Annotated in this window: 23 protein-coding genes; all 23 read left to right on the top strand. The window is 50.4% G+C overall.

Going from position 1 to position 25,516, the window contains the following annotated elements; translation table 11 throughout:
* Positions 1-49: 49 nt before the first annotated feature.
* Positions 50-985, top strand: a complete 936-nt coding sequence (gene ftsY / locus HW447_RS00575; protein WP_176253382.1) for a signal recognition particle-docking protein FtsY — start codon at positions 50-52, stop codon at positions 983-985.
* A gap of 79 nt (positions 986-1,064) precedes the next feature.
* Positions 1,065-2,297 (top strand): threonine ammonia-lyase, encoded by a 1,233-nt coding sequence (gene ilvA / locus HW447_RS00580; RefSeq protein WP_176253383.1) that lies wholly within the window; start codon positions 1,065-1,067, stop codon positions 2,295-2,297.
* Positions 2,298-2,388: 91 nt separating this feature from the next.
* The gene (locus HW447_RS00585; RefSeq protein ID WP_176253384.1) at positions 2,389-2,949 is read left to right on the top strand and encodes a hypothetical protein; all 561 of its coding nucleotides are present in this window, start codon (positions 2,389-2,391) and stop codon (positions 2,947-2,949) included.
* Positions 2,950-2,957: 8 nt separating this feature from the next.
* Complete coding sequence (locus tag HW447_RS00590; protein WP_176253385.1) at positions 2,958-3,251, top strand: hypothetical protein; 294 nt, start codon at positions 2,958-2,960, stop codon at positions 3,249-3,251.
* A gap of 108 nt (positions 3,252-3,359) precedes the next feature.
* Complete coding sequence (locus HW447_RS00595; protein WP_330588919.1) at positions 3,360-4,235, top strand: DUF368 domain-containing protein; 876 nt, start codon at positions 3,360-3,362, stop codon at positions 4,233-4,235.
* Positions 4,236-4,265: 30 nt separating this feature from the next.
* Positions 4,266-5,786 carry a D-alanyl-D-alanine carboxypeptidase family protein gene (locus HW447_RS00600; protein WP_176253724.1) on the top strand — a complete coding sequence of 507 codons (1,521 nt, stop codon included), beginning with the start codon at positions 4,266-4,268 and terminating at the stop codon, positions 5,784-5,786.
* Entirely contained in the window at positions 5,786-6,442 is a 657-nt protein-coding gene (locus HW447_RS00605) for a precorrin-2 dehydrogenase/sirohydrochlorin ferrochelatase family protein (protein WP_176253386.1), read from the top strand. Before HW447_RS00600 ends, HW447_RS00605 begins: the two co-directional genes overlap by 1 nt.
* A complete protein-coding gene (gene hemC / locus HW447_RS00610) occupies positions 6,439-7,413 on the top strand; it encodes a hydroxymethylbilane synthase (protein WP_176253387.1) in 975 nt (324 codons plus the stop codon). The genes HW447_RS00605 and hemC overlap by 4 nt, the downstream gene beginning before the upstream one ends.
* A complete protein-coding gene (cobA, locus tag HW447_RS00615) occupies positions 7,410-8,939 on the top strand; it encodes a uroporphyrinogen-III C-methyltransferase (RefSeq protein WP_243176166.1) in 1,530 nt (509 codons plus the stop codon). The genes hemC and cobA overlap by 4 nt, the downstream gene beginning before the upstream one ends.
* A gap of 79 nt (positions 8,940-9,018) precedes the next feature.
* Positions 9,019-10,368, top strand: coding sequence for a Wadjet anti-phage system protein JetA family protein (locus HW447_RS00620; protein ID WP_176253388.1), 1,350 nt, complete (start codon positions 9,019-9,021; stop codon positions 10,366-10,368).
* A 50-nt stretch (positions 10,369-10,418) separates the two neighbouring features.
* Complete coding sequence (locus HW447_RS00625) at positions 10,419-11,072, top strand: DUF4194 domain-containing protein (RefSeq protein ID WP_176253726.1); 654 nt, start codon at positions 10,419-10,421, stop codon at positions 11,070-11,072.
* Positions 11,056-14,436 (top strand): ATP-binding protein, encoded by a 3,381-nt coding sequence (locus HW447_RS00630; RefSeq protein ID WP_176253389.1) that lies wholly within the window; start codon positions 11,056-11,058, stop codon positions 14,434-14,436. The genes HW447_RS00625 and HW447_RS00630 overlap by 17 nt, the downstream gene beginning before the upstream one ends.
* A 41-nt stretch (positions 14,437-14,477) precedes the next feature.
* Complete coding sequence (locus HW447_RS00635; protein ID WP_308464075.1) at positions 14,478-16,106, top strand: nitrite/sulfite reductase; 1,629 nt, start codon at positions 14,478-14,480, stop codon at positions 16,104-16,106.
* A gap of 83 nt (positions 16,107-16,189) precedes the next feature.
* The gene (locus tag HW447_RS00640; protein WP_176253390.1) at positions 16,190-17,704 is read left to right on the top strand and encodes an SseB family protein; all 1,515 of its coding nucleotides are present in this window, start codon (positions 16,190-16,192) and stop codon (positions 17,702-17,704) included.
* Positions 17,705-17,745: 41 nt separating this feature from the next.
* Positions 17,746-18,090, top strand: coding sequence for a YlxM family DNA-binding protein (ylxM, locus tag HW447_RS00645; RefSeq protein WP_176253391.1), 345 nt, complete (start codon positions 17,746-17,748; stop codon positions 18,088-18,090).
* A gap of 33 nt (positions 18,091-18,123) precedes the next feature.
* A complete protein-coding gene (gene ffh, locus HW447_RS00650; RefSeq protein WP_176253392.1) occupies positions 18,124-19,497 on the top strand; it encodes a signal recognition particle protein in 1,374 nt (457 codons plus the stop codon).
* Between the two features lie 90 nt (positions 19,498-19,587).
* Positions 19,588-19,830: a 30S ribosomal protein S16 gene (gene rpsP / locus HW447_RS00655; protein ID WP_066548529.1), complete on the top strand. Its 243-nt coding sequence runs from the start codon at positions 19,588-19,590 to the stop codon at positions 19,828-19,830.
* A gap of 27 nt (positions 19,831-19,857) precedes the next feature.
* On the top strand, positions 19,858-20,085 hold the full coding sequence (locus HW447_RS00660) for a KH domain-containing protein (protein ID WP_066548526.1): 228 nt from the start codon (positions 19,858-19,860) through the stop codon (positions 20,083-20,085).
* Positions 20,086-20,192: 107 nt separating this feature from the next.
* A complete protein-coding gene (gene rimM, locus HW447_RS00665) occupies positions 20,193-20,702 on the top strand; it encodes a ribosome maturation factor RimM (protein WP_176253393.1) in 510 nt (169 codons plus the stop codon).
* Between the two features lie 49 nt (positions 20,703-20,751).
* Positions 20,752-22,767, top strand: a complete 2,016-nt coding sequence (gene mutL / locus HW447_RS00670; protein WP_176253394.1) for a DNA mismatch repair endonuclease MutL — start codon at positions 20,752-20,754, stop codon at positions 22,765-22,767.
* A 31-nt stretch (positions 22,768-22,798) separates the two neighbouring features.
* Positions 22,799-23,779 carry a tRNA (adenosine(37)-N6)-dimethylallyltransferase MiaA gene (gene miaA, locus HW447_RS00675; RefSeq protein ID WP_176253395.1) on the top strand — a complete coding sequence of 327 codons (981 nt, stop codon included), beginning with the start codon at positions 22,799-22,801 and terminating at the stop codon, positions 23,777-23,779.
* A gap of 57 nt (positions 23,780-23,836) precedes the next feature.
* Entirely contained in the window at positions 23,837-25,126 is a 1,290-nt protein-coding gene (locus HW447_RS00680) for a methionine gamma-lyase family protein (protein WP_176253396.1), read from the top strand.
* A 101-nt stretch (positions 25,127-25,227) separates the two neighbouring features.
* Positions 25,228-25,479 (top strand): DUF4321 domain-containing protein, encoded by a 252-nt coding sequence (locus HW447_RS00685; protein ID WP_176253397.1) that lies wholly within the window; start codon positions 25,228-25,230, stop codon positions 25,477-25,479.
* Positions 25,480-25,516: the final 37 nt, after the last annotated feature.

The raw sequence follows: 25,516 nt of genomic DNA on the forward strand, positions 1-25,516 counted from the left end.
CAGGCTCCTGTCAAAAAAGGAATAGACCCCATAAAAAGGAGGATGCCATATGGCTGAGGGAAAGAAAGGATTTTTCGGGCGTCTGGTAGAAGGACTTACCAAGACACGCAATAATATTGTATCAGGGATCGACTCTATTTTCAGCGGATTTTCCGCCATTGACGACGATTTCTATGAGGAAATCGAGGAGACCCTCATCATGGGAGATCTGGGAATCCAGACCACCATGTCCATTGTAGAGGATTTAAGAAACAAGGTAAAAGAACAGCATATTAAGGATCCGGAGCAGTGCAAGGAGATCCTGATCGAAAGCATCAAAAAGCAGATGGATCTGGGCGAAAATGCCTATGACTTTGAGCAAAGAAAATCCGTGGTTCTGGTAATCGGCGTAAACGGTGTGGGAAAAACCACATCCGTCGGAAAACTGGCCGGCCAGTTAAAGGACAGCGGCCACAAGGTAATCCTGGCAGCGGCAGACACCTTCCGCGCGGCGGCCATCGAGCAGCTGACCGAGTGGGCTGACCGGGCCGGTGTGGATATCATCGCCCAGCAGGAGGGTTCGGATCCGGCGGCAGTGATCTATGACGCGGTAGCGGCGGCCAAGTCCAGAAAAGCTGATGTACTGATCTGCGATACCGCAGGACGTCTCCATAACAAAAAAAATCTGATGGAGGAGCTTAAAAAAATCAACCGGATCATCGACAGGGAATATTCTGATGCCTACCGCGAGACCCTGGTGGTCTTAGACGGCACCACGGGGCAGAACGCCCTGGCCCAGGCCAAACAGTTTATGGAGGTGGCTGACATTACCGGAATTATCCTGACAAAGCTGGACGGCACTGCCAAGGGAGGAATTGCAGTTGCCATACAGGCTGAGCTTGGAATTCCAGTCAAATATATTGGTATCGGAGAAAAGATTGATGATCTTCAGAAGTTCAATGCAGAGGACTTTGTAAATGCCTTATTCCATGTGCAAAAGCAGTAAAACCTCTTTTGTTTTTCGTTGAATTTACTGCGATAAAGTGATATAGTTTAAACCAATAACTACCAAGGAGCAAGAGACTATGGATGAACTTACATTAGAAAAATTTGAAGAGGCCGCTGAGATCGTTAAGCAGGTGACTCTGGAGACCAAGCTGGTCTACAGCGAGTATTTTTCCGCCCAGACAGGAAACCGGGTGTATTTTAAGCCGGAAAATATGCAGTATACAGGCGCTTATAAGGTTCGGGGCGCTTACTATAAGATCAGCACCCTGTCAGATGAAGAAAAGGCCAGAGGCCTGATCACTGCCTCTGCCGGAAACCACGCCCAGGGCGTCGCCTATGCGGCCAGACTGGCAGGCGTAAAAGCTACAGTGGTAATGCCAACCACCACGCCTCTCATCAAAGTAAACCGCACTAAGGGCTATGGAGCGCAGGTTGTTTTAGAGGGAGATGTATTTGACGAGGCCTGCGCCCATGCCTACAGGCTGGCAGAAGAGCACGGTTACACCTTCGTGCATCCTTTTGACGATCTGGATGTAGCGGCGGGACAGGGTTCCATTGCCATGGAAATCATCAAGGAGCTGCCTACGGTGGATTACATTCTGGTTCCCATCGGCGGCGGCGGACTTTGCACCGGCGTATCCACCCTTGCAAAGCTGTTGAATCCCAAGATCAAAGTCATCGGAGTGGAGCCGGCCGGCGCTAACTGTATGCAGGAATCCCTGCGCCAGGGCAAGGTAGTAACCCTTCCCGGAGTCAATACCATCGCAGACGGCACCGCTGTCAAGCGCCCTGGCGAGAAGCTGTTCCCGTATATCCAGGAATATGTGGATGATATCATTACCATTGATGACAACGAACTGATCGTGGCTTTCTTGGATATGGTGGAAAATCATAAAATGATCGTGGAAAATTCCGGCCTTTTGACCGTGGCAGCCTTAAAGCACATCCAGGCAGAAAAGAAAAAGATCGTTTCCATCCTCAGCGGCGGAAACATGGATGTAATCACCTTATCCTCCATCGTACAGCACGGACTGATTCAGAGAGACCGGGTATTTACCGTATCCGTCCTTCTGCCGGATAAGCCCGGCGAGCTGGCGCGGGTAGCGGATCTGCTGGCACAGGAGCATGGAAATATCATCAAGCTGGAGCACAACCAGTTTATCAGCATCAACCGCAATGCTGCCGTAGAGCTTCGGATCACCATGGAAGCATTTGGAACCGAACATAAAAATCAGATCGTGGCGGCCCTTACAAATGCAGGCTACCGTCCCAAGCTGGTGAAGGTAAAGGGAACCTACAGCGAAATGTAGGGACATTGGACAGCGCCGCCTATCTATAAGGGGACCACGCCCCAACCGCAGAGTCAACGGCCAGAGCCGTTGCCGGCAAGGAGTGAATATAATGAAAAAAACATGGAAGCTGTACGGAGCCGTCATGGCAGCCGTCCTTTTTGCAGCCCTGCAGAGTGCAGGCTGTACGCAGAAGCAGAATGCTGGGGCAGAAACAGCGTATTCAGAGACGGAAGACTCCTCTCAGACCGAAACAGCAGCCAACCAGCCCAATCCCATGGTTCCCGTTGCGGATGAAAATGCATTCGAGCCTCTGGGCATCCATATGGTTCTGCCGGCCCAGGCAGAAGATCCCGCCTTTTTTATCTTAAACGGAGAAGTGGCAGAAATCCAGTTTACGGCGGATGGGGTATCCTATTCCTTCAGGGCCTCCAACACGGCAGAGGATTTTGCAGGAATCTTTGAGCGTTTTACAGATCATGTTCTGGAAACCTCGTATGAATCAGGAGATATGTCAGCAGCTGCCAAAATCCGCACCACCGAAAGCGGCGGCCGTCTGGCCTCCTGGAACTGGGATGAGACCAATTACACCCTCTATACCGCCGCCCAGATATCCGATGAAGCCATTACCGCTTTTGTACAGGAGCTTTTGGAGCTGACCTGCAGTCAGTAGGAGAGAATATGCTGGAATTAAAGGATTTTATGCCTGTGAATTTTTTAAAGAAGGAAAAGTTCACCGGCAGTTTTAAGGGACTTCGTTTCCGTATGGAAAAGCTGGAAAAAGAAGATACAGAGGAAACGGTTCTTTTGGTCAGCATCTGGCCGGAGCCTTACAGCTATGATTTTACACCACAGGAAGAAAAGGAACAGTTTGAGACCACCTTTGACGCGGATGGGATTGCTAAAGGCGTAGACTGGATCAACGAACGGTTTGAGACAGAAGCCCCCCGCTGGAAAGAGGCCCTGCGCAGGTAGGCCGCAGGAATATCTACTTGAATTTCCTCCCGTTTCATGTATAATGATTCCGTGTGCAATTCACTGCAAAATGAAACCGCTTTAAAAAAGAAACAGGAGGATTTTTAAGTGCTATTAAATGCAGTAAGAGGGTTCTGTATGGCCCTGGCCGACAGTGTTCCGGGGGTATCCGGGGGAACCATCGCTTTTTTGCTTGGATTTTATGACGAATTTATCCATTCTTTAAATGATCTTATGGGACGTGACAATGAGAAACGAAAAAAAGCCTTTTTCTTTCTTGCAAAACTGGGGATTGGCTGGGTGATCGGCTTTTGTCTGTCCGTAGTGATCCTGGCCAGCCTTTTTGAAACCTATATTTGCCAGATCAGCTCCGTCTTTTTTGGCCTGACCCTGTTTGCCATCCCCATGGTGATCCATGAGGAGAAACGGGCGATCCGCGAAAAATGGGGAGGCCTGATCTTCACTGCAGGCGGAGCGCTGCTGGTTTTTGCCATTTCATGGTTCAGCCCCTCAAGCAGCGAAGGGATTCGTGTATCGGCTGAAGCACTTTCACCAGGGCTTGGAATCTATATCTTTTTTGCAGCCATGATCGCTATTACAGCCATGGTTCTTCCCGGAATCTCCGGTTCCACCCTGCTTCTGATCTTCGGTCTTTATGTGCCTGTGATCGGAGCGGTAAAAGAGTTTCTTCATTTTAATTTAAGCTACCTGCCTGTGCTTGTAATTTTCGGACTGGGCGTAGTCACAGGCATTGTAGCTATTATAAAAATTGTAAAAATGTGTCTGGAACGTTATCGTTCCCAGACGATCTACGCCATCCTTGGCCTGATGATTGGTTCTCTTTACGCCATCCTCATGGGCCCGACTACCTTAGATGTGCCAAAAGCGCCTGTAAGCTTTGCCACCTTCAGTATCCCCTTCTTTCTCTTAGGCGGGGTGATCTTGGCAGGTCTGGAATTTTTAAAGGCGCGGCTTGAAAAGTAATATTGGGGGTATTATTCAATGACCAGACATATAAAACGCCTGCTCTGTTTTCTGCTGACACTGGCAGTCAGTTTTTCCCTGACTGTTTTTCCCGTATTTGCAAAACCGGACTGGCCTACGGATACCGGCTGTCAGTCGGAGGCCGGTATCGTCATGGACATGGACTCAGGGGCCGTTCTCTTTGCCCAGAATATCCATGTACAGCTGGCGCCTGCCAGTATTACCAAGCTGCTTACGGCCCTTGTGGTAGTGGAACACGCCTCCATGGATGAAATGGTTACCTTTTCCCATGATGCGGTTTATGATGTAGAATCCGGCAGCGGAAACAAATTGAGCCTGGAAGAAGGGGATGTTCTGTCTGTGAAGGACTGTCTCTATGTAATGCTTTTACAGTCCTCCAATCAGGCTGCCAACGCCCTGGCAGAGCACGTAGCCGGAAGCCGGGAAGCCTTTGTAGATATGATGAATGAGAAGGCAAGATCCTTAGGCTGCCGGGAAAGCAACTTTGAAAATCCGTCCGGTTTAAACGACGCAGCCCAGCTGACCTCTGCCTATGATATGGCTCTGATCGGCGTAGCTGTATTCTCCAACCCGGAACTGCTTGCCATCTGCTCCAGTACAGAAGCTACCCTTCCCCCAACTAAAAACAACCCGGAAGGCCGTACGTATTCCATGGAGCATAAGCTGGTTTCAACTCAGGATTCCAGCAGTGAAAATTATTATCCGGCGGCTGTAGCCGGAAAAACCGGCTATACCTCTGTTGCCGGACAGACCCTGGTGACCTATGCGGAAGAGGATGGACGCCGTCAGGTTGCTGTCACCTTAAAAAGCACCCAGAAAACCCATTATTCTGATACAAAAACCATTCTTGACTTTGGCTTTAAGCGCTTTAAGAATGTAAACGTATCTGAAAATGAGACCCATTATGTGACTGGTGAAGAGCCGGTAGAGATCAACGGAGTTTCCTACTCGCCTTCCGAGCTTTATCTGGATAAAAATGCTGTGATTACACTTCCAAATGAAGCGGAATTTTCAGATGCGGATCAGTATCTTCAGACGGATATTCCGGACAGCCATCCAGAGGGAGCCGTAGGGCGGATCATTTACTCCTATAATGACCGGCAGATCGGCATTGCCTGGTTATATACTACAAGGAACCAGGGATCGGCAGAACAGCAGGCTACCCCTTCCCAAACAGATCTGCCTTCTTCCGGGGATCCTTCGGGCAGCGGATGGATTTCCTTAAATGGCGGATGGATCGCGGGAGGGATTGCCGCGATACTTGCCCTGGCTGCTGGAGGTATCGTCTGGTTTAAGATCCAGAAAAAGCGGGAAAGGGCCCGAATGGCTCTGCTAAAGGAAAAACGCAGGAAACGTCTGGCTGAGATGGGCTGCAGTGAAGACGAATTTGAACGGTTAGTCAACGAAAGAAAGGCAGCTTTAAGCAGGAGAGACCCTGAATTGTTAAAGACTGCTGATGAGCCGGATGACCTTGACCGTTTCAGGGAGCCGGAAAATACCGCCAATGGAGATGCATCGGAGGATCTGTAATGAGTTATTTTCCATTTTTTGTGGATATAAAAGGATGGCTCTGTGTGATCGTCGGCGGAGGGAAGGTCGCATACCGTAAGGTCTGCGGCCTTCTTGCTTTTGGAGCAGATCTCCATGTGATCGCAACAGCGTTTATCCCCGAGTTTGAACATCTGGGAAATCAGAGCGGGCGGCTGAGACGAAGCTGCCGGGAATTTCAGGAGGAAGATCTAAGAGGAGCCGATCTTGTCATCGCCGCATCCGATGATGAAGGGTTAAATCAAAGGATTTCCGTTTTCTGCCGGCAGGCTCATATCCCGGTAAACTCCGCATCCGGAAAAGAGGACAGCAGTTTTCTCTTTCCTGCCCTGATCACAGAAGGCCCTGTAACCATCGGTATTTCCACCGGAGGTAACAGTCCTGCACTGGCCCACTTTTTAAAAGAACGGATTCAGGGCGTGCTTCCGGAAGAAATAGGCGAAACAGCACAGGAGCTTGGAAAATTAAGGGAAATATTCCAGAAACAGTATCCAGATTCGCCAGCGCTGCGAAGATCTTTATCCGGCACCCTGGCAGAAGAGAGCCTGAAAACAGGCAAAATCCCTGATGAATGCGCGCTTATTGAAGCGCAGAACCTTATGAACAAGAAAACAGACAAAAGGACGAATACCACATGAACCATACACTTCGCATCGGAAGCCGCAAAAGTATGCTGGCCCTGCGGCAGGCAAAAATCATTGCTGCGCAGTTACAGGCCCGTTTCCCTGGTCTTAAAACGGAAATCCTGACCAGGGACACCCTGGGCGATCAGATTTTACATTCCCCTTTGCAGGCATTTGGAGGCAAAGGCGTCTTTGTATCAGAATTTGAGCAGGCCCTTTTAGAAGGCTCCATCGATCTGGCCGTCCACAGCGCAAAGGATATGCCCACAGAACTGCCGGATGGCCTTACCCTGTCCGCCCTGTCAGAACGGGAAGATCCCAGAGATGTGCTGGTGCTGCCTGCAGGACGTGGGGCAGCAGAAAAAAAGGAAATTGTCATCGGTACTTCCAGCCCCAGGCGGCAGCTGCAGATTCTGGATCTGTGGGAGGAAATCTGCCCTGCGGCGGGAGCCTTTGATCCAGAATCCATTCCCACCTGCCGTACCCTGAGGGGAAATGTTCAGACCCGCTTGAAAAAACTGGCAGATGGCGAATATGACGCCATCCTCCTGGCGGCGGCAGGTCTGAAACGCCTGGGACTGGAGGAAGGGAATAAATACCGCTTTTTATATCTGGATCCCCGCCGGTTTCTTCCAGCGGGCGGTCAGGGCATTTTGGCAGTGGAAACAAAAGCCGGAAGCCGGGCAGATCAGCTGTGCCGGGCCATTGACTGCAGCATTTCCAGACTATGTCTGGAGGCCGAGCGCGGCGTTTTAAAGGCTTTAAATGCCGGCTGCCACGCCCCGGTGGCAGTATACGCGGTTCCATGGAAGGGAGCAGAACCGGGCCTGCATATCCGCGGGATCAGCGGACCGGAAAGCCTTCTTTGCATGGATCCCCTTCAAAGGAAAAAACATACCCGCCGGGTAGACCTGCGGGGAGGCGGTTCAGATAAGGAGATCACACGGCTGGTTCAGGCAGCCGGGAAAGGACTGACAGGCATATGAAACACCACCATTTGGCAGCGCCGGGTACGGTATATCTAATCGGAGCCGGCCCCGGAGCGCCGGAACTTTTAACCATTAAGGGAGCGTCTCTTTTAAAAAGCTGCGACGCCGTGGTATATGACCATTTGGCCTCTGAAGAGCTTTTAGAACTGACGCCAAAGCACTGCCGCCGGATTTTCGCGGGAAAGGAGGCCGGGCATCATTCCATGCCTCAGGAGGAAATCAATGACTGTCTGATTCGCCTGGCAGGCGAAGGCCTTGGAGTGGTTCGCTTAAAAGGGGGAGATCCCTTTGTATTCGGCCGCGGTTCTGAGGAGATCCTGGCATTACAGCGCCACAATATTCCATGGGAAATCATCCCTGGCATTACCTCGGCCGTGGCTGTACCGGAGCTGGCCGGGATTCCTGTAACCCACCGCAAAATGAGCCGCAGTTTTCATGTGATTACGGGGCATACGTTAAAGGGGCTGCGGGATGAACAGGAACTGGCTGTCTATGCGAAGCTTGAGGGAACCCTGGTATTTCTCATGGGCTTTCACAGCCTGTCTGTGATCACACAAGGCCTGATCCAGGGTGGAAAAAGTCCCTCAACGCCGGCGGCTGTCATTGAAAATGGCTCTCTCCCTCAGCAGAGAGTTTTAAGAGCTACGCTGGAAACGCTGGCCGGGGAAGCCGAGCGTCAGGGCTTTCATACCCCGGCCATTATTATAGTGGGGGAAACGGCAGCATTTGATCTGACTTCGGATAAAAAAACGCCTTTTGCAGACACCGGAGCGCTTGACGGCCTGACGGCAGGTCTGATCGGAACCGGCCATTTTATAAAAAAACTGGAGGCTGCCCTGCACAGGGAAGGAGCCAGGGCAGAAACCCTTCTCTGCATGGAGGTTCTGTCTGAGGAAGGGAAACAATTCATGGGGCCATTTTATCGCCGCTTACAGGAATATACCTGGCTGGTACTGACCAGTGTCAATGGCGTGGAGCTGTTCTTTCAGGGCCTTTTTGAAGCCGGACTGGATCTGCGCTCCCTTGGACATATGAAGTTTGCCGTTATCGGAGCGGCTACAGGGGAGGCCCTTATGGCCCGCGGAATACGGGCTGACCAGATGCCAAAGGAATACTGCTGTGCACATTTGGCTGCGTCTTTGCGCAAGGTTCTGATTCCCGGTAAGGACCGTGTTTTAATGGCCAGGGCACAGGGGGCCTCAAGAGACTTGAACCATATGCTTGATACGGCCGGTATTTCTTATGATGATGTCCCTCTTTATACGGTAAAAGGACGTCCGGAACTTAAGATGCACCAGCGGGCGGCCGGCTGCGACACTCTGATTTTTGCCAGCCCTTCCGGCGTAGAGGAATTTCAAAAAGCCGGTGGTTTTCAGCTTTCACATCTGCATCTTACAGCCATCGGTCCGGTTACAGCCGCCGCGGTTCAAAAGGCCGCACAACGGCCTGCAGACCTCGTTTCCTCCTCCTATCATATTCCGGGGCTGATTGCGGCGTTAAAGGAAGCGAAGGGAAGGGGATAGCCGTTTGCGGCCTTCTGGGCGGGATTGCCATGACAGCCATTTCCTGATATAATAGAGGAACCGCAAACGGAGGAAAACGATGAAACTGATACAGGAAATACCGGACCGGTTCTGGAGCCTTTTCCGCTCGGTGAACCGGTCTGCCTATATAGACGCGCTGTTAAAGATCAGCGAGGAATATGAATACAGCAACTACTTTTTAAGCCGTGAGATGTGCATCCAGCTTCTAAGTGAACATTTTGCCGCCAGACGTCCGGTAATCTGGCAGGATGAGCTGGAGGAAGAGGAGGATCAGTTAGAGCCTCCTGCTACCCGTGTCTTAAACTGGCTTTTAAAGGCCGGCTGGCTCAGAAAAGTAGATGACTACACTACCATGACGGTAAACATCATTATCCCGGATTATTCCGCTGTAATGATCGAGAGCTTTTCACGGCTGATGAATGACGGGGAGGACGAGGCCCAGGTTTATATTCAGAATATTTATGCCATCCTCTTTTCTTTAAAGCACGATCCCAGATCCGGAGTCAGCCTTTTGGACACAGCCCTGGTGAACACGAAGAAACTTAACAAATCCCTTCAGGATATGCTTCACAACATGGACAAGTTTTTCGGAAAACTGTTAGAGCAGAAGGATTACGCATCTTTGCTGCGGGATCATTTGGAAGGGTATGTGGAGGAAGTGGTCAATAAAAAATACCATATTTTAAAGACCAGTGACAATTTTTACCTCTACAAGACAGATATTAAAAGCTGGATCGCCTCCATGCGTGAGGATCTGCCCTGGCTGACCAGACTTTCCGGCTCCGGTGATACGGGGGAGATCCTTGCAAAGCTGGATCAGCTGGAACGGGGCTTTGACGATATCGAGCACCGAATCGCCAATATGGATAAAGAACATTCCAGGTATATAAAGGCTACTGTTACCCGTATGGGATATCTGCTAAACCAGGAGGACGATACAAAGGGGCTGATGATCCGGCTTTTAAATTATTTATCCCGAACCGGAGGCACCAGGGAAGAGCTTTCCGCCATCAGCGGCCGGATGAACCTTTCTCTGCCCAACCTTATTTCCGGGGATTCCCTCTATAAACGCAGGCATACCAAGACAGCCTTTACAGAGCAGCTAAAGGACGAGGAAGAAACACCGGAGCTGTCGGCAGAGGAAATATTAAGCCTGAACAAGGTAAAGAACCGCTACAGCCGCCAGGAAATCGAGGCATTTATCAGCAGCCGCATGAAGGATGGCCGTATGGAGGTAACGGCGGATACCGTAGAAAATGACGGGGATTTTCAAAAGCTGATCCTGGCTTATGATGAATCCACCCGAAAAAGAAGCCTGTACCAGGTTGAGGATGAGAACGCCGCCCCGGTCACAAACGGCCCTTATACCTATCCTGGCTTTGTATTTGTAAGGAGGAGCAGGAAGTGATCAATGATTTGACAGAAGATTTTAATATAGAAGCTCAAAGCCCGGACTGGATGATTCCCTATTATGATTCCCAGATGAGCGGCGTCCGCCAGGAGCTTACCGAGCTGATCCGTATTCTTTTGCGCCAGACCTTTGTGCTGGAACGCAAATATGATAAAAAAAGCGGCCGTTTCCAGTATACGAAGGAGTACAGAAGCTGCAGCCGCCATCTGGAATTCATCCGCCATTATTTTTCTGTGGCGGGGATCGAGGTGACGGAAAACAGCCACATGGGCATCATTTATATACAGGGGGAGAACCTGGTGGGAGAGAAGCTTCCCAGGCTTGCCACGCTTTATCTGCTGATCCTTAAGCTGATTTATGACGAGCAGATGGAAAATATTTCCACCAGTGTGAATGTCTATACTACCCTGGGAGATATCCACGAGAAGCTGGGAAATTACCGTCTGTTCAAGCGTCAGCCATCCCCAAGCGATGTGCGCAGGGCCATTACCCTGTTAAAGAAATATCAGCTCATCGAGCCTCTGGATCTGCTGGACGAGCTTTCCCCTTCCAGCGCCATGATCATCTATCCCTGTATCAATGTGGTTCTTTTAGGGGATGATGTAAGGGAGCTTCTGGCGGATTTTGAGGACGGGGAGCAGAAAAATGAAACGTTTGCCCCAGCGGGAGAGGAGGATGAGGAATATGACAGCGGAATATAAAGATACCGTCTCCCAGGGGCCTTTTTTAGCCTTTACACGGATCTGTTTAAACAACTGGCATTACATTTCTAAGAAGGTTCTGACCTTAAATGAGGAAATTAATTTTTTCACCGGACATTCCGGCAGCGGAAAGTCCACCGTAATTGACGCTATGCAGCTGGTGCTTTATGCCAATACCGATGGACGGGGATTCTTTAACAAAGCCGCTGCCGACGATTCTGACCGGAGTCTGATCGAATACCTTCGCGGTATGGTAAATATCGGGGACAACAACGAATTTTCCTACTTAAGGAATCAAAACTTCAGCTCCACCATCGTTCTGGAATTAAAGCGCACAGATACAGAGGAATACCAGTGTATCGGTATCGTCTTTGATGTGGAAACCGCCTCCAATGAGATCTCACGCCGTTTCTTCTGGCACAAGGGTCCCTTATGGGAAAATGAATACCGCAGCGAAACAAGAACGCTCTCCATTCGGGAGGTAGAGGCCTGTTTAAACAGCCGTTACGGAAAGGAGGAGCATTTTTCCACCTCTCACAATGAGCGGTTCCGTCGGATCCTATACGAGACATACCTCGGCGGGCTTGACAGCGAGAAGTTCCCCCTGCTCTTTAAACGGGCTATTCCTTTTCGCATGAATATAAAGCTGGAGGATTTTGTAAAGGAGTACATCTGCACGGAACAGAATATTCATATGGAGGATATGCAGGAAAGCGTCATGCAGTATGGGCGGATGCGCCGCCGGATCGAAGACACCAGCCGTGAGATCGCTCAGTTAAGGGCCATTGAAGAAGCATTTAACGCTTTTGTCTCTCTTGAGGATAAGATCAGCAAATATCAGTGGTTTGCAAAAAAACTGGAAATCCTTGATACCCGCTCCCGAATCCGTCATATCAATGAACGGACCGCTGCCGGAAAAGAGGACTTAAACCGTCAGGCAGAGGCCTTAAAAAGTACGGAAGAACAGATTCGGGCGCTGACTATCCAAAGCGATGAGCTGCTGCGCCGGATTGCCTCCACGGGATATGAGGAATTAAAAAACCAGCTGGCCTCCTTAAATGAGTTATGTCAGCAGTTAAGCCACAGCGAAGCAAAATGGCAGAAAACAGCGCTGGCCCTGAAACAGTGGGAGAATGAGGAGATTACCTCCAACCAAACCCTGTGGGACATTGAGGAATTTGAACAGCGTACCATTTCCAGAGAAACCCTTATGCGGTTAAAGGCGTCTCTTTCTGTTATGGAAGAGGATACGGAAAAGCTGCGCCAGGAGACTGTGACCCGGTTAAATGAGCTGAAACGAAAAGAAAAGCAGCTAAAGGAGGAGCTTGATCAGCTTCAGGCCGGAAGCAAAGCGTATCCAAAGTATCTGGAGGAGGCAAGGGAGTATATCCAGCGCCGCCTTTTGGAGGAAACGGGAAAAAGCGTGGATGTCTTTGTGCTTGCCGACCTGTTAGAGGTGGAAAATGATATGTGGCGCAATGCGGTAGAGGGATATCTGGGGAATAATAAGCTGAGCCTGGTAGTTCCTCCCAAATATGCAAAGGAGGCCCTGCAGATCTACAGCGAACTGGATAAGAAGCGCTATTACAGCGTAGCGGTACTGGATACGCAGAAGGCTTTGGCCAGCGAATCCCCGGTTCTGGCCGATTCCCTGGCAGAGGAAGTGCGGGTGCGTGAAAGCTACCTGGCCCCCTATATGGAGTTTCTTTTGGGCAAGGTGGTAAAATGCAGTTTTGTGGATGCGCTTACCTCCTGTAAGATCGGCATTACCCCTGAGTGCCTGCTATATCACAGTTTTCGCCTGCAGTATATCAATCCGGAGCATTATACGCGTATGGCCTATATCGGAAAGGACAGCCTGAGAAAACGGATCCGTCTGGTTCAGGAGGAGCTTCTTGCCGCCGACAGAGAAAAACAGCCTCTGGAGGCTGCTTTAAAGGACTGCGCCAGGATCCAGGGGCTGGAAACCCTGAAAAACCCCGCAGAGGAATATATGCAATGGCAGGCAGATATGGGGGTATGGAAGAAAAAGGAAAGTGAAAAGACGGCGCTGACCCGACGCCTGGACGAACTGTTAGCTCAGAATGTGAAGCAGTTAGAAGAAGAGCGGGAGGCGCTCTTAGATCTGTGCGAGGGAAAGAAAAAGGAAAGAGACCATCTGCGCGAGCTGATCCTGGGACGCAAAAACGAACTGGAACGTTTTGCCCACACTCTGACCGAACTGGAGGAGACGGCAGCAGACCAGAACCGGCAGCTGGATGAAAATACGAATCATGACCGAGAGCTTAACGCCTATCTGGCAGACAAGGATCATGTGCGCTATGACAAGGAGCGGGAGGCCTACGAGTCAAAAGCCAGAATCCTTGCAGAGCAGAGCAATAAAGCCCGCGAAACCCTGATGAGCCTGCGGACTGAATACGTCCGGAGATATCCAGGAAGGAATGTCCCTGTAAGCGCCAGAGACAATACCGCCTACGACTGTCTCTTAAAGCGTCTCTCCTGTGATGATCTGGAGCGTTTTAAGGAGCAGGCTTCCAGACAGGCCCGGTCTGCGGTGGAACATTTTAAAGACGATTTTATGTATAAGATCCGAAGCGCTATCAAAGAAGCCGTACTTCGTACGGAGGAGCTAAACCGCATTATAAGCCGCCTGGATTTCGGAAAGGATAAGTACCAGTTTGTCATCGGGCGCTGCCAGGGCGCAGACGGACGGTATTACGATATGTTCATGGACGAGGCCCTGGAGGTGGATCCCTCTCAGCTGGATCACAGCTTTGAAAACCAGATGAACCTTTTTTCCATGGAGCATGAGACCCACTATGGGGAGCTGATGGGAGAACTCATAAACATCTTTATTCCTCCGGAAAACGCTGCGCCGGAACAGCTGGAAGAAGCAAAACGGAATATGGAAAAGTATGCTGACTATCGGACCTATCTTTCCTTTGATATGCAGCAGCTGGTTCAGAACGGGGATGAGGTCATAAAGATCCGCTTAAGCAGGATGCTGCGCAAAAATTCCGGCGGCGAGGGGCAAAACCCCCTCTATGTGGCCCTTCTTGCCAGCTTTGCTCAGGCCTACCGCATCGGACAGCCTCTGCGTCTGCGCAGAAGCCCTGCCATCCGCCTGGTAATTTTAGACGAGGCATTTTCCAAGATGGATGCGGAAAAGGTAGCCAGCTGTATTGAACTGATCCGCGGCCTTGGCTTTCAGGCTATTATAAGCGCTACAAATGACAAGATCCAGAACTACGTGGAAAATGTAGACCGGACCTTTGTGTTTGCCAATCCCAATAAAAAATCTATTTCCATCCAGGAATTTGAGCGCGGACGCTTAAAGGAACTGGTACAGGAGATGGATATTTAATACCTAATCACTCTTATTTGTATGAAAGGATGGTCATTGACATGAAAATGACAAACATCAGTCCAGAAGTCTGGAAAAACGACTACAAGGCATTTGAGGAAGCAACGGAACAGTTTTACAGCGGAGAAATGGATTCCAAAACCTACAAGGGGATTTCCGGCGGCTTTGGAAGCTACGCCCAACGGGGCGGCAAGGCCAGTATGCTGCGCCTGCGTATGCCAGGAGGCGTCATGACAAAGGAAAAGCTGGGGTTTATCGCTCAGGCTGTTAAGGACTATAAGATCAGCAGGGTACATCTTACCACCTGCCAGACGCTGCAGCTTCACAATTTATCCAAAGACGATGTATGTGAATTGGCAGTGAAGGCGCTTTCCTGCGGGATTGTCACAAGGGGCGGCGGCGGAGACTTTCCCAGAAACGTAATGGTGTCTCCCTTAGCCGGAGTGGAAGAGGGCGAATATTTTGATGTTCTTCCCTATGCGTTAAAGGCATCGGATTTCCTTATGAGCTATATCAATGGGCCCAGACTTCCAAGGAAACTGAAGGTAGGATTTTCCAATACCCCCAAGAATGTGACGCACGCCACCTACCGCGATCTGGGATTTTCAGCCAGGGAGGATGGTTCCTTTGACGTATACAGTGCAGGCGGTCTGGGAAATAAGCCAGCCTTTGGCGTGAAGGTGGCGGAGGCTGTGTCTCCCGACCAGATTCTTTACTATGTCCGCGCCATGCATGAATTATTCTGTGAATACGGCAATTATGAGAACCGTGCTAAGGCAAGAAGCCGCTTTATGCAGGAAACCTTAGGGGGGCCTGAGCTGTATAAAGAGGCATTTTTAAAGAAACTTAAGGAGGTACGGGAAACAGGAGACGACCTTACGTTAAAAAAAGAAGAGTTGCTGCCGTGTAAGGAACTTTCCGAGGCCTGGGAAGCGGCCAAAACGGGATCGGCTCATTCTCAGGAACAGCTACTTGCTTCTATTGAGAATCCTTATACCAGAAAACGGGTGATCCCTCAGAAGCAGGAGGGGCTTTACAGCGTTGCGTGCCATCCCCTGGGCGGCAGCCCGGATCCAGCGCTCTTTGAAAAGGTTTATGACGTGATCCGCAGGATTCCCGGTGCCCAGCTGCGCCTGTCTCCGGAAGAGATGTTCTATGTGATCAACTGCCGGGCAGAGGATATTGAAGAGGTATTAGAGGCAACTTCCTGCAAAGAGGCGGATTGCGCCTGCAGCCGCTTTGAGGAATCGGTGGCCTGTATTGGTTCCTCCATCTGCCAGCAGGGTGTGCGTGATTCCCAGGCTCTTTTGCGCACTCTGATCGAGATGGAACGGGCAGAGGGATTTAAGGACGGCATCCTGCCTCAGATCCATATATCCGGCTGTCCCTCCTCCTGCGGTACCCATCAGACGGGAGTGATCGGTTTCCGGGGCGGTGCAAAGTCCGTAAACAAAGAAGTGAAACCGGCCTTCCAGCTTTTTGTAAAGGGTTGCTCCTGCCAGGGAAAGGAACGGATGGGAGAAGAGCTTGGAACGATACTGGAAGAACATATTCCGGGATTTTTAAAAGCCCTGGGATTTGCGGTGCAGGAAAGCGGACTGAATTTTGAAGCCTGGTATGCCCAGGATAAAGAAGGAATCAAAAAGATCGCCCAGGATTTTTTAGTTTAGCTTTCCTTTTAAGCCGGAGTATTGTATAATCTCTACCAAACATAGCGGAATCCATAACATTCCGGAATAACCAGGAGGAAACAATGGGATTATTTTCATTTGGAAGAAAGAAACTTGAGGATGGATTTGAATTTGTCATCGACGGAGCCTATGCCTTAAAGGGAAACAGCGCCGTGGCCACGGGAAAGCTTACCCGCGGCCGGCTGATTCCCGGAACAGAGGCTGTCTGCTTAAATGCACTGGGGGAGCCGGTCTTTAAATGCCGCATCACGGGCATTGAGCAGGGAACCAAGCTTTTGCGGGCTGCCTCTTATGATATGAAGGGAACCTACGGAGCTCATTACGGTTTTAAGCTGGACGGGGTTAAAAAAGAGCAGATCCCGGAGGAAGGCGCTGTGCTGGTGTCTGTAACAGAGGAGCTGGCAGAGGCCGTAAAGGAACTTACCGGCGTAGGCCCGGCAGCCCTGGATATTCCTGCAGGAGTTCCTGTAAGACAGCCTTCCCTGGCGGCCGCCCCGGCAGGAAGTACGGTAGTCGTACAGGATACGGATGCCCGGAATGCCCTTTTATCCGCTGCCAAGGCACAGGAAAGGGCATTCCGTCCCGCAGGCCCCCTGGGAGCCGGGCGTGAGGAGGAGCTGGAAACCCTTCTGGAAGAAGGGCTGACGGACGCTGCCTTAGTCCCGCTTACCATTCAGGAAACAATTTTCCTGCTGTGCCGCCTGCAGCAGATGCACCGCCAGGAAAACGTATCCGGCTATGAGAGCAAGGGCCAGCTTCTCTATGACACGGTTTTAGAAAAGTTAAAGGCGGCTCCCGCCCTGTATATCCTGTTAGACGAGGGTTCCAGCCTTCCGCTGATCATCGGAGACACTGTGGATGTATACTCTGCAAAGGAGCTGGCCTCCCAGGCGCTTCATTTTTATGAGGAACAGTATCACCGCCACCTGCTCTTACAGGAGATCAAAAAAGAGCGCACCGGTCTCCCGGGTCATTTAAGTCTCTTTGCCTGGCTTTATTTTCTGGGTATGGAAAAGCTGCTCATTGACAATGGCTCTTACCAGCTTTTCGTAAACCGGGCAGATCTGTTAAAGGATCCTGAAGAAGAAATGGGCCGCTCCCTGGAAGTACCGGTTATCAATCCTTCCTTTCGCTATTCTATGGCGGAGTATCTGGAGGAGATCCGCTGGCACGTTTCCTACTCTGAACGAGCGGAAAACGTAGCTTCCAGGAAGGAACATCTGAAAAAAGAGCTTTTATCAGCCAAACTTCTTGTACCTGTAAAATTTGACAAGACCGAAGGCTTAAACAGGGGACAAAATACTATCGACGCAGGCAAAGAGAACGGCCTTTTCTTTCCGCGTGTTGAGAACAACGATCATACACTGTTCCTTCCTGTGTTCACTGACTGGCTGGAATTTCAGAAAGCCTATAAGCGGGAAGAGTGGGGCTGTATGGTATTTTCCTTTTTAGACTGCCTCAGGGCAGCAGGACGAGACCCCATGGTTATCAACCCTCTGACGGAAAATCTCATCCTTGACCGCGATTTTATAAAGGAAATGATCGAGATGTATAAAACGTCAAGTAAAAACGCTTGACAAAAAGACCGCTATCGTGTATGATAACACAGGTGGTTGAAATGGAAAAGATTGTTGAACAGGGTCTGCTGTATGATTTCTATGGAGAACTGCTGACAGAGCACCAGCGCCGTATTTATGAGGATATGGTGCTGAATGACCTTTCTCCCAGCGAGATTGCAAAGGAGCAGGGAATCAGCCGTCAGAGCGTCCATGACTTGAAAAAGCGGTGCGACCGAATACTGGAAGAATATGAATCAAAGCTTCAATTAGTAGCAAAATTCATGAAGATCCGGGAAATGGTGCATGAGCTGGATCAGATGGCAGATACCTGTGCCAGAACCCGCGATATGACGCTGATTGATGAGATCCGCAGCCTGTCCGGGCAGATCACGGCAGCGCTGTGATCCTTACAGCAAGAGACCTTCAGGAGGTTATCAATGGCTTTTGAAAGCTTATCCGATAAATTGCAGAATATTTTCAAAAATCTGCGCGGCAAGGGCCGCCTGTCTGAGGCTGATGTAAAGGCCGCCTTAAAGGAAGTGAAGATGGCTCTTTTGGAAGCCGACGTAAGCTTCAAGGTGGTAAAGCAGTTTATCAGTTCCATTCAGGAGCGTGCCGTAGGCGAAGAGGTGTTTGGAAGTCTGACGCCAGGCCAGACAGTGATCAAGATCGTGACCGAAGAGCTGATAAAGCTCATGGGATCTGAGACGACTGAGATCGCCCTAAAGCCCGCCAGCGAGATCACGGTTATCATGATGGCCGGTCTTCAGGGTGCAGGTAAGACGACCACAACGGCAAAGATCGCAGCCAAGCTAAAGACAAAGGGCAGAAAGCCTCTCCTTGCAGCCTGTGATGTATACCGTCCAGCAGCTATTAAGCAGCTGCAGGTCAACGGCGAAAAGGTGGGAATCCCTGTATTTACCATGGGAGACAAGATCAGTCCCGTGGATATCGCAAAGGGAGCCATCGAACACGCCTCTAAAAACGGCTTTAATGTAGTGATTCTGGATACGGCAGGACGCCTTCACATCGATGAAAGCATGATGGAAGAGCTGATCCGGATCCGGGAGGCGGTGGAAGTATATCAGACCCTCCTGGTGGTAGATGCCATGACGGGTCAGGACGCGGTAAATGTAGCCGGTACCTTTAATGACAAGGTGGGCATCGACGGCGTAATCCTTACCAAGCTGGACGGCGACACGAGAGGCGGTGCGGCTCTTTCCATCCGTTCCGTTACAGGCAAGCCGATCCTCTATATCGGTATGGGAGAGAAACTTTCTGATTTAGAACAGTTTTATCCCGATCGTATGGCTTCCCGTATCCTTGGAATGGGTGATATCCAGTCCCTGATTGAGAAGGCAGCCGCCGAGGTGGATGAAGAACAGGCCAAGGAGCTGTCCCAGAAACTGCGTAAGGCGGAATTTGATTATAACGATTTCCTGTCTCAGATGCAGCAGATCAAGAAGATGGGCGGTATGGGAAGTATCCTCTCCATGATGCCCGGTATGGGAAGCCAGCTTGCCGGCGTCGATATGGATGAAGGAGAGCGCTCCCTGCGCCGTGTAGAATCCATTATCCTTTCGATGACGAAAGAGGAGAGGGCGAATCCAGGCCTTATGAACCCTTCCAGAAAGCAGCGCATTGCAAAGGGCGCAGGCGTGGATGTCAGCGAAGTAAACCGTCTGGTAAAGCAGTTTGACCAGATGAAAAAAATGATGAAGCAGATGCCGGGCCTTATGGGCGGCGGAAAGCGAAAAGGCTTTGGAGGTCTTGGCAGCCTCATGGGCGGAAAGCTTAAGCTTCCATTTTAAAACGGGCTAGTCATACAGGAATGTATCCTGTTTGTCTAATATAAGATAACACAAACCATAATAGAAAGTGATTTTACGGAGGTAAGAAAAATGGCAGTAAAGATGAGATTAAGAAGAATGGGACAGAAGAAGGCTCCTTTCTATAGAATCGTGGTTGCAGATTCCAGATCCCCAAGAGATGGAAGATTCATCGAGGAAGTTGGATACTATGATTCTACCAAGGATCCAAGCGTAATCAAGTTTAATGAGGAAGCTGCTAAGAAGTGGTTAGCAAACGGCGCTCAGCCAACTGAGACAGTTGCAAAGCTGTTAAAGATCGCTGGTATTCAGTAATATATTCTTTGCAGACGAGGTGGAGAGATGAAGGAATTAGTCGAAGTGATCGCTAAGGCATTGGTCGATAATCCAGACGAAGTAGTCGTTACCGAGTCAATGAAAGGCGAAGATACATTGATCGAGCTTAAGGTAGCTCCTGCCGATATGGGAAAAGTCATTGGCAAGCAAGGCAGGATCGCCAAGGCAATCCGTTCCGTAGTCAAGGCCGCTGCCTCTAAGGAAGACAGGAAAGTAATTGTTGAGATCCAGTAAAGGCGGACCGCCGGCTGTTTGGCCGGCGGTTTGTTTCGTTACATGGCTCAACTAGGGTCAGCAGATCAGCCGGCCCATGGGAATAATCAGAAAGTGAGTTGTAAAATATGGAACAGATGCTGCGAGTAGGCGTAATCACCTCCACCCACGGCGTGCGTGGAGAAGTAAAGGTATTTCCTACCACTGATGACGCCAAACGTTTTAAAAATCTGAAACAGGTGATTTTGGATGGAAAGGAACCCCTGGAGCTTTCCATCGAACAGGTGAAATTCTTTAAAAATATGGTGATCTTAAAGTTTAGGGGCTACGACAGCATCAATGATGTAGAAAACTGGAGACAGAGGGATCTTATGATCACCAGAGACCAGGCTGTAGAACTGAAAGAGAATGAATATTTTATCACCGATCTCATCGGCCTGTCTGTGGCAGATGATAAAGGGCTGGAACTGGGAACCGTGAAGGACGTACTTGTAACCGGAGCCAATGATGTCTATGTAGTGGAACTGAAAAACGGGAAAGAACTGCTCCTTCCTGCCATCGGAGACTGCATCCTGGAAGTGAACCTGGAACAGGGACGCATGAAGGTTCATGTTCTGGACGGCCTGATGGATCTGTAGGCAGCTTTCCCATCACAGACCCTATGGGATTATAAGGGAGGTTTTGACCATGGCTATGATTTCTATTCTGGATCAGGCTACTATCAATAAAATTGCAGCCGGCGAAGTCATTGAGCGGCCGGCTTCTGTGGTAAAGGAGCTTTTGGAAAATGCCATTGACGCCCAGTCTACGGCGGTTACTGTGGAGATTCGTGACGGCGGATGCAGCCTGATCCGTATTACGGATAACGGCTGCGGCATCCCCAGGGATCAGATTCCCACGGCTTTTCTCCGCCATGCCACCAGCAAGATCCGGTCTGCGGATGATCTAAGCACCGTTGCTTCTCTGGGATTTCGAGGAGAGGCTCTGGCCAGTATTGCCGCCGTCTCACAGGTAGAGCTGATATCGAAAACAGCGGACAGCTTTACCGGTACCCGCTATCAGATCGAAGGCGGGATAGAACGCGGGACGGAAGAGGTGGGTACTCCGGAAGGCACCACCATCATCGCCAGAAATCTGTTCTTTAATACCCCGGTACGAAAGAGGTTTTTAAAAACACCCATGACTGAGGGGACTCATGTGGCCGCCGTGGTAGAAAAAATCGCCCTTTCCCACCCGGATATCTCGATCCGTTTCATCCAGAACAATCAGAATAAGCTTTATACCTCCGGGAACAGCAATCTGAAGGATCTGATCTATACTGTATTCGGACGGGAAATCACCTCTAATCTGCTTCAGGTGGATGCAGTATATGAGGGAATCCATATCACCGGCTATATTGGCAAGCCCGTAATCGCCCGTTCCAACCGCAATTATGAGAATTACTTTGTAAATGGCAGGTATGTCCGCAGCAATCTTATCTCAAAAGGCATCGAGGAGGCCTATAAGCCGTTTATGATGCAGCACAAATATCCTTTCACTATGCTGCATTTTTCCATTGAGCCGGAGACGCTGGATGTAAACGTTCATCCTACTAAAATGGAGTTGCGTTTCAGCGATGGAGAATACGTCTTTAAGCGGACGGTGGAGGCGGTAGGGGAAGCGTTGGCCCACAGGGAACTGATTCCAGAGGTAGTGCTGGATGAGACGGAGAGAAAGCGGGAGGAGGCGGCCAGAAAGCGGAGAGAAGAGCGCGCGCCCCAGCGGCCGGAGCCTTTTGAAAAACAGCGCAGAAATCAGCTGGAGGCGGCGAACAGTAACAGCAGACCGGAAAGCAGGCGGGAGACTTCTTATGGTTCTCCCGGCCAGACAGCCCATCCCCCAGTAGCAGCGGCAGCAGAAACAGCAGGTACGCTTAGTCTTACTGGCAGTGTAATCCCGGATAAGACTAAGAAACAGGATACACCTGTGCCGCAGCTTTCTTACGCAAGAGAGGAAGTGCCTCACTGGGATCAGGAAGCACACAAATCAGAGAAAAAATCTCACGTAATCCCATCCTCATCTGCCGGATCGGAACCTCCCCGGCAGATGGATCTCTTTGACGCAAAGCTTCTGGATCCCAGATCCCGTTTAAAACATCGGCTCATCGGGCAGCTCTTTGATACCTACTGGATGGTGGAATACAACGATCAGCTCTATATCATAGACCAGCACGCGGCCCATGAAAAGGTGCTCTATGAGAAAACTGTCCGTTCCCTGAAGGACAGGCAGTATGACTCCCAGCTTGTAAATCCTCCCATCATCCTTACCCTGAATCCCGGAGAAGCCCTGCTTCTTGACCAGTACATGAAATACTTTAAAGAAATCGGATTCGAAATCGAGCCATTTGGAGGACGGGAGTATACAGTCCGTGCAGTGCCTGCCAACCTGTTCTCTATCGCAAAGAAAGAACTGCTTTTAGAGATGATCGACGGTCTTTCCGAAGATATGAGCGTCCACAATCCTGATATTATATACGAAAAAATCGCTTCCATGTCCTGTAAGGCAGCCGTCAAGGGCCGCCATACCATGTCCGCGCTGGAAGCAGACCGGCTGATCGACCAGCTTTTGGATCTGGACAATCCCTACGCCTGCCCTCACGGCCGGCCCACCATCATTTCCATGAGCCGCTATGAACTGGAAAAGAAGTTCAAACGAATTGTATAAAAGATCAAACAGGAAGGAGAGAGTACCTATTATGGAATCTGAGAAAAAACCTCTCATTGTTCTCACCGGCCCCACTGCTGTGGGGAAAACCGCCCTTTCCATTCGTCTGGCCAAGGCGGTCAACGGCGAAATCATCAGCGCCGATTCCATGCAGGTATACCGCTGTATGGATATCGGCTCTGCCAAAATCACGTCGGAAGAGATGGAGAATATTCCTCATCATCTGATCGATATCTTAGATCCTGACGAGGAATTTAATGTAGTCACCTTCCAGAAACTGGCCAAGCAGGCCGCCTGCGATATCTGGTCACGCGGAAAAATCCCCATCATCGCAGGAGGAACCGGCTTTTATATCCAGGCCCTCCTCTATGATATTGATTTTAAAGAAAATGAAGGGGATGACAGTGAGAAAAATCCAATCCGACGAGAATTAGAGGATCTGGCCGCACGCTCTGGCCCGGAAGCTCCTGCGCTTCTGCACAGACGCCTTCAGGCTGTAGACCCAAAAGCAGCAGCTCAGATTCACCCCAATAATATCAAGCGTGTGATCCGTGCCATCGAGTATTATTATCAGACCGGAGAAAAAATCTCACAGCATAACGAATCCATGCACAGAAAGGAATCTCCCTATCGCTTCCTTTATTATGTCCTGGACACAGACCGCACCCGTCTTTATGAACGGATCGACCGGCGGGTGGATCAGATGATGGAACAGGGGCTGGTGACGGAAGTGAGGCATTTAAAGGAAATAGGCTGCTGTCGGGGCCAGACCTCCATGCAGGGGCTGGGCTATAAGGAAATTCTGGATTATCTGGATGGAAACATTACGCTGGAAGAGGCCGTTTACATTTTAAAACGAGATACGCGCCACTTTGCCAAGCGTCAGCTGACCTGGTTCAGACGGGAGCGGGACGTGCGCTGGCTCCGTCTTTTAGGCGCTCCTGACGACACGGAAACAGCGTTAAAACAGATCCTTAAGGATTGCGCGAAGGAAGGAATCGTGCTACAATGACAAACCGTACGTCCTGAAGCATTCGGGACGATCATTTTTAAGAATGGAGTCAGATCAATGGAACAGAATGTAATAACCGGTATGTACGAAACACTGGGCATCAGCCAGAAGGTCCTTGATTTCGCCGCCGACATAGAAGAGCAGTTAAAACCGCGCTTTCAGGAGATCGATGAGCGGGCAGAGTACAATCAGCTGAAGGTCATCCACGCCATGCAGGAATGCCGTGTCAGTGATGTCCATTTTTCCGCAACCACAGGCTACGGCTACAACGATCTGGGACGCGATACCCTGGAAGAGGTATATTCCAGAGTATTTCACACAGAAAGCGCCCTGGTGCGCCCCCAGCTCATGAGCGGAACTCATGCGCTGCACATTGCCCTTTCCGGCAATCTTCGGCCGGGGGATGAGCTGCTTTCACCAGCGGGAAAACCGTACGATACTTTAGAGGAGGTCATTGGTATCCGCGATTCCGCAGGCTCCTTAAAGGAGTACGGCGTATCTTATCGCCAGGTGGATCTGCTGCCAGACGGCGCCTTTGACTATGATAACATTGCAAAGGCTATCAATGACAAAACAAAGCTGGTAACGATCCAGCGTTCCAAAGGCTATGATCCCCGTCCCACATTTTCTGTACGGCAGATCGGCGAACTCATTGCCTTTGTAAAAAGGATCAAACCAGAAGTAATCTGCATGGTAGACAACTGCTACGGAGAATTTGTGGAGACCATTGAGCCTACGGATGCAGGAGCAGATATGATCGTAGGCTCCCTGATCAAAAACCCAGGGGGCGGCCTGGCTCCCATCGGCGGCTATATCGCCGGAAGAAAGGACTGCGTAGACCGCGCCTCCTACCGTTTAAGCGCTCCCGGCCTTGGAAAAGAGGTAGGAGCCAGCCTTGGATTGAACCAGCCGCTCTACCAGGGGCTTTTCCTTTCTCCCACAGTAGTGGCAGGAGCCTTAAAGGGCGCTGTTTTCGCAGCCAACATCTATGAGCGCCTGGGATATGGCGTTGTGCCAAACGGTTCTGAATCCCGCCATGATATTATCCAGGCCATTACCTTCGGCTCCCCGGAGGGTGTGATCTCCTTCTGCAAAGGCATCCAGGCAGCGGCTCCCGTAGACAGTTTCGTTACTCCTGAGCCATGGGATATGCCGGGGTATGACAGCCCCGTGATCATGGCAGCCGGTGCATTTGTCCAGGGTTCCTCCATCGAGCTCAGCGCCGACGGCCCTATTAAGCCTCCTTACGCCGTGTATTTCCAGGGGGGATTGACCTGGTATCATGCAAAGCTTGGCATCTTAAAGTCTCTGCAGCAGCTGGTAGATGATGGGGTAGTTTCACTCTGATCCCTCTTTTTCTTAAGAATTTTTTCAGATGACACCCCAAAAAACTTATGGTAATATGATAAGCGCCCCGGTCTATGGGGCTGCTTAAGGGAGATTTGCTTATGGGATACAAAAACTTCTGGATCCTTCTGATCATGCTTCTTACCGGCATTGTTCTGGGCGGATTTATCGGACAGCTGGCAGACGGCGTCGTCTGGCTCAAATGGCTTAACTACGGCCAGTCCTTCGGTCTGGACACCCCTCTGGTGATTGATTTCGGCCTTTTAGTCATCACCTTCGGCCTCACCATCAAGATCACCATGGCAAGCATCATTGGTGTAGCCATTGCCCTGATTATCTATCGCATGATCTGAAGCTCTTACTTAAGACTGCAAATATTTCATTTATCCC

Origin of the sequence: Enterocloster alcoholdehydrogenati (assembly GCF_013282095.1) — a bacterium.
Classification (GTDB): domain Bacteria; phylum Bacillota; class Clostridia; order Lachnospirales; family Lachnospiraceae; genus Enterocloster; species Enterocloster alcoholdehydrogenati.

Bases quoted from the DNA above. Each gene is read 5' to 3' on its own strand.
- rimM (WP_176253393.1), top strand. From the start codon at position 20,193: ATGGAACAGATGCTGCGAGTAGGCGTAATCACCTCCACCCACGGCGTG.
- rpsP (WP_066548529.1), top strand. From the start codon at position 19,588: ATGGCAGTAAAGATGAGATTAAGAAGAATGGGACAGAAGAAGGCTCCT.
- ylxM (WP_176253391.1), top strand. From the start codon at position 17,746: ATGGAAAAGATTGTTGAACAGGGTCTGCTGTATGATTTCTATGGAGAA.
- miaA (WP_176253395.1), top strand. From the start codon at position 22,799: ATGGAATCTGAGAAAAAACCTCTCATTGTTCTCACCGGCCCCACTGCT.
- HW447_RS00680 (WP_176253396.1), top strand. From the start codon at position 23,837: ATGGAACAGAATGTAATAACCGGTATGTACGAAACACTGGGCATCAGC.
- HW447_RS00640 (WP_176253390.1), top strand. From the start codon at position 16,190: ATGGGATTATTTTCATTTGGAAGAAAGAAACTTGAGGATGGATTTGAA.
- HW447_RS00685 (WP_176253397.1), top strand. From the start codon at position 25,228: ATGGGATACAAAAACTTCTGGATCCTTCTGATCATGCTTCTTACCGGC.
- ftsY (WP_176253382.1), top strand. From the start codon at position 50: ATGGCTGAGGGAAAGAAAGGATTTTTCGGGCGTCTGGTAGAAGGACTT.
- HW447_RS00660 (WP_066548526.1), top strand. From the start codon at position 19,858: ATGAAGGAATTAGTCGAAGTGATCGCTAAGGCATTGGTCGATAATCCA.
- HW447_RS00585 (WP_176253384.1), top strand. From the start codon at position 2,389: ATGAAAAAAACATGGAAGCTGTACGGAGCCGTCATGGCAGCCGTCCTT.
- HW447_RS00625 (WP_176253726.1), top strand. From the start codon at position 10,419: ATGATTCCCTATTATGATTCCCAGATGAGCGGCGTCCGCCAGGAGCTT.
- mutL (WP_176253394.1), top strand. From the start codon at position 20,752: ATGGCTATGATTTCTATTCTGGATCAGGCTACTATCAATAAAATTGCA.
- HW447_RS00630 (WP_176253389.1), top strand. From the start codon at position 11,056: ATGACAGCGGAATATAAAGATACCGTCTCCCAGGGGCCTTTTTTAGCC.
- HW447_RS00590 (WP_176253385.1), top strand. From the start codon at position 2,958: ATGCTGGAATTAAAGGATTTTATGCCTGTGAATTTTTTAAAGAAGGAA.
- HW447_RS00635 (WP_308464075.1), top strand. From the start codon at position 14,478: ATGAAAATGACAAACATCAGTCCAGAAGTCTGGAAAAACGACTACAAG.
- ilvA (WP_176253383.1), top strand. From the start codon at position 1,065: ATGGATGAACTTACATTAGAAAAATTTGAAGAGGCCGCTGAGATCGTT.
- ffh (WP_176253392.1), top strand. From the start codon at position 18,124: ATGGCTTTTGAAAGCTTATCCGATAAATTGCAGAATATTTTCAAAAAT.
- hemC (WP_176253387.1), top strand. From the start codon at position 6,439: ATGAACCATACACTTCGCATCGGAAGCCGCAAAAGTATGCTGGCCCTG.
- HW447_RS00620 (WP_176253388.1), top strand. From the start codon at position 9,019: ATGAAACTGATACAGGAAATACCGGACCGGTTCTGGAGCCTTTTCCGC.
- HW447_RS00605 (WP_176253386.1), top strand. From the start codon at position 5,786: ATGAGTTATTTTCCATTTTTTGTGGATATAAAAGGATGGCTCTGTGTG.
- cobA (WP_243176166.1), top strand. From the start codon at position 7,410: ATGAAACACCACCATTTGGCAGCGCCGGGTACGGTATATCTAATCGGA.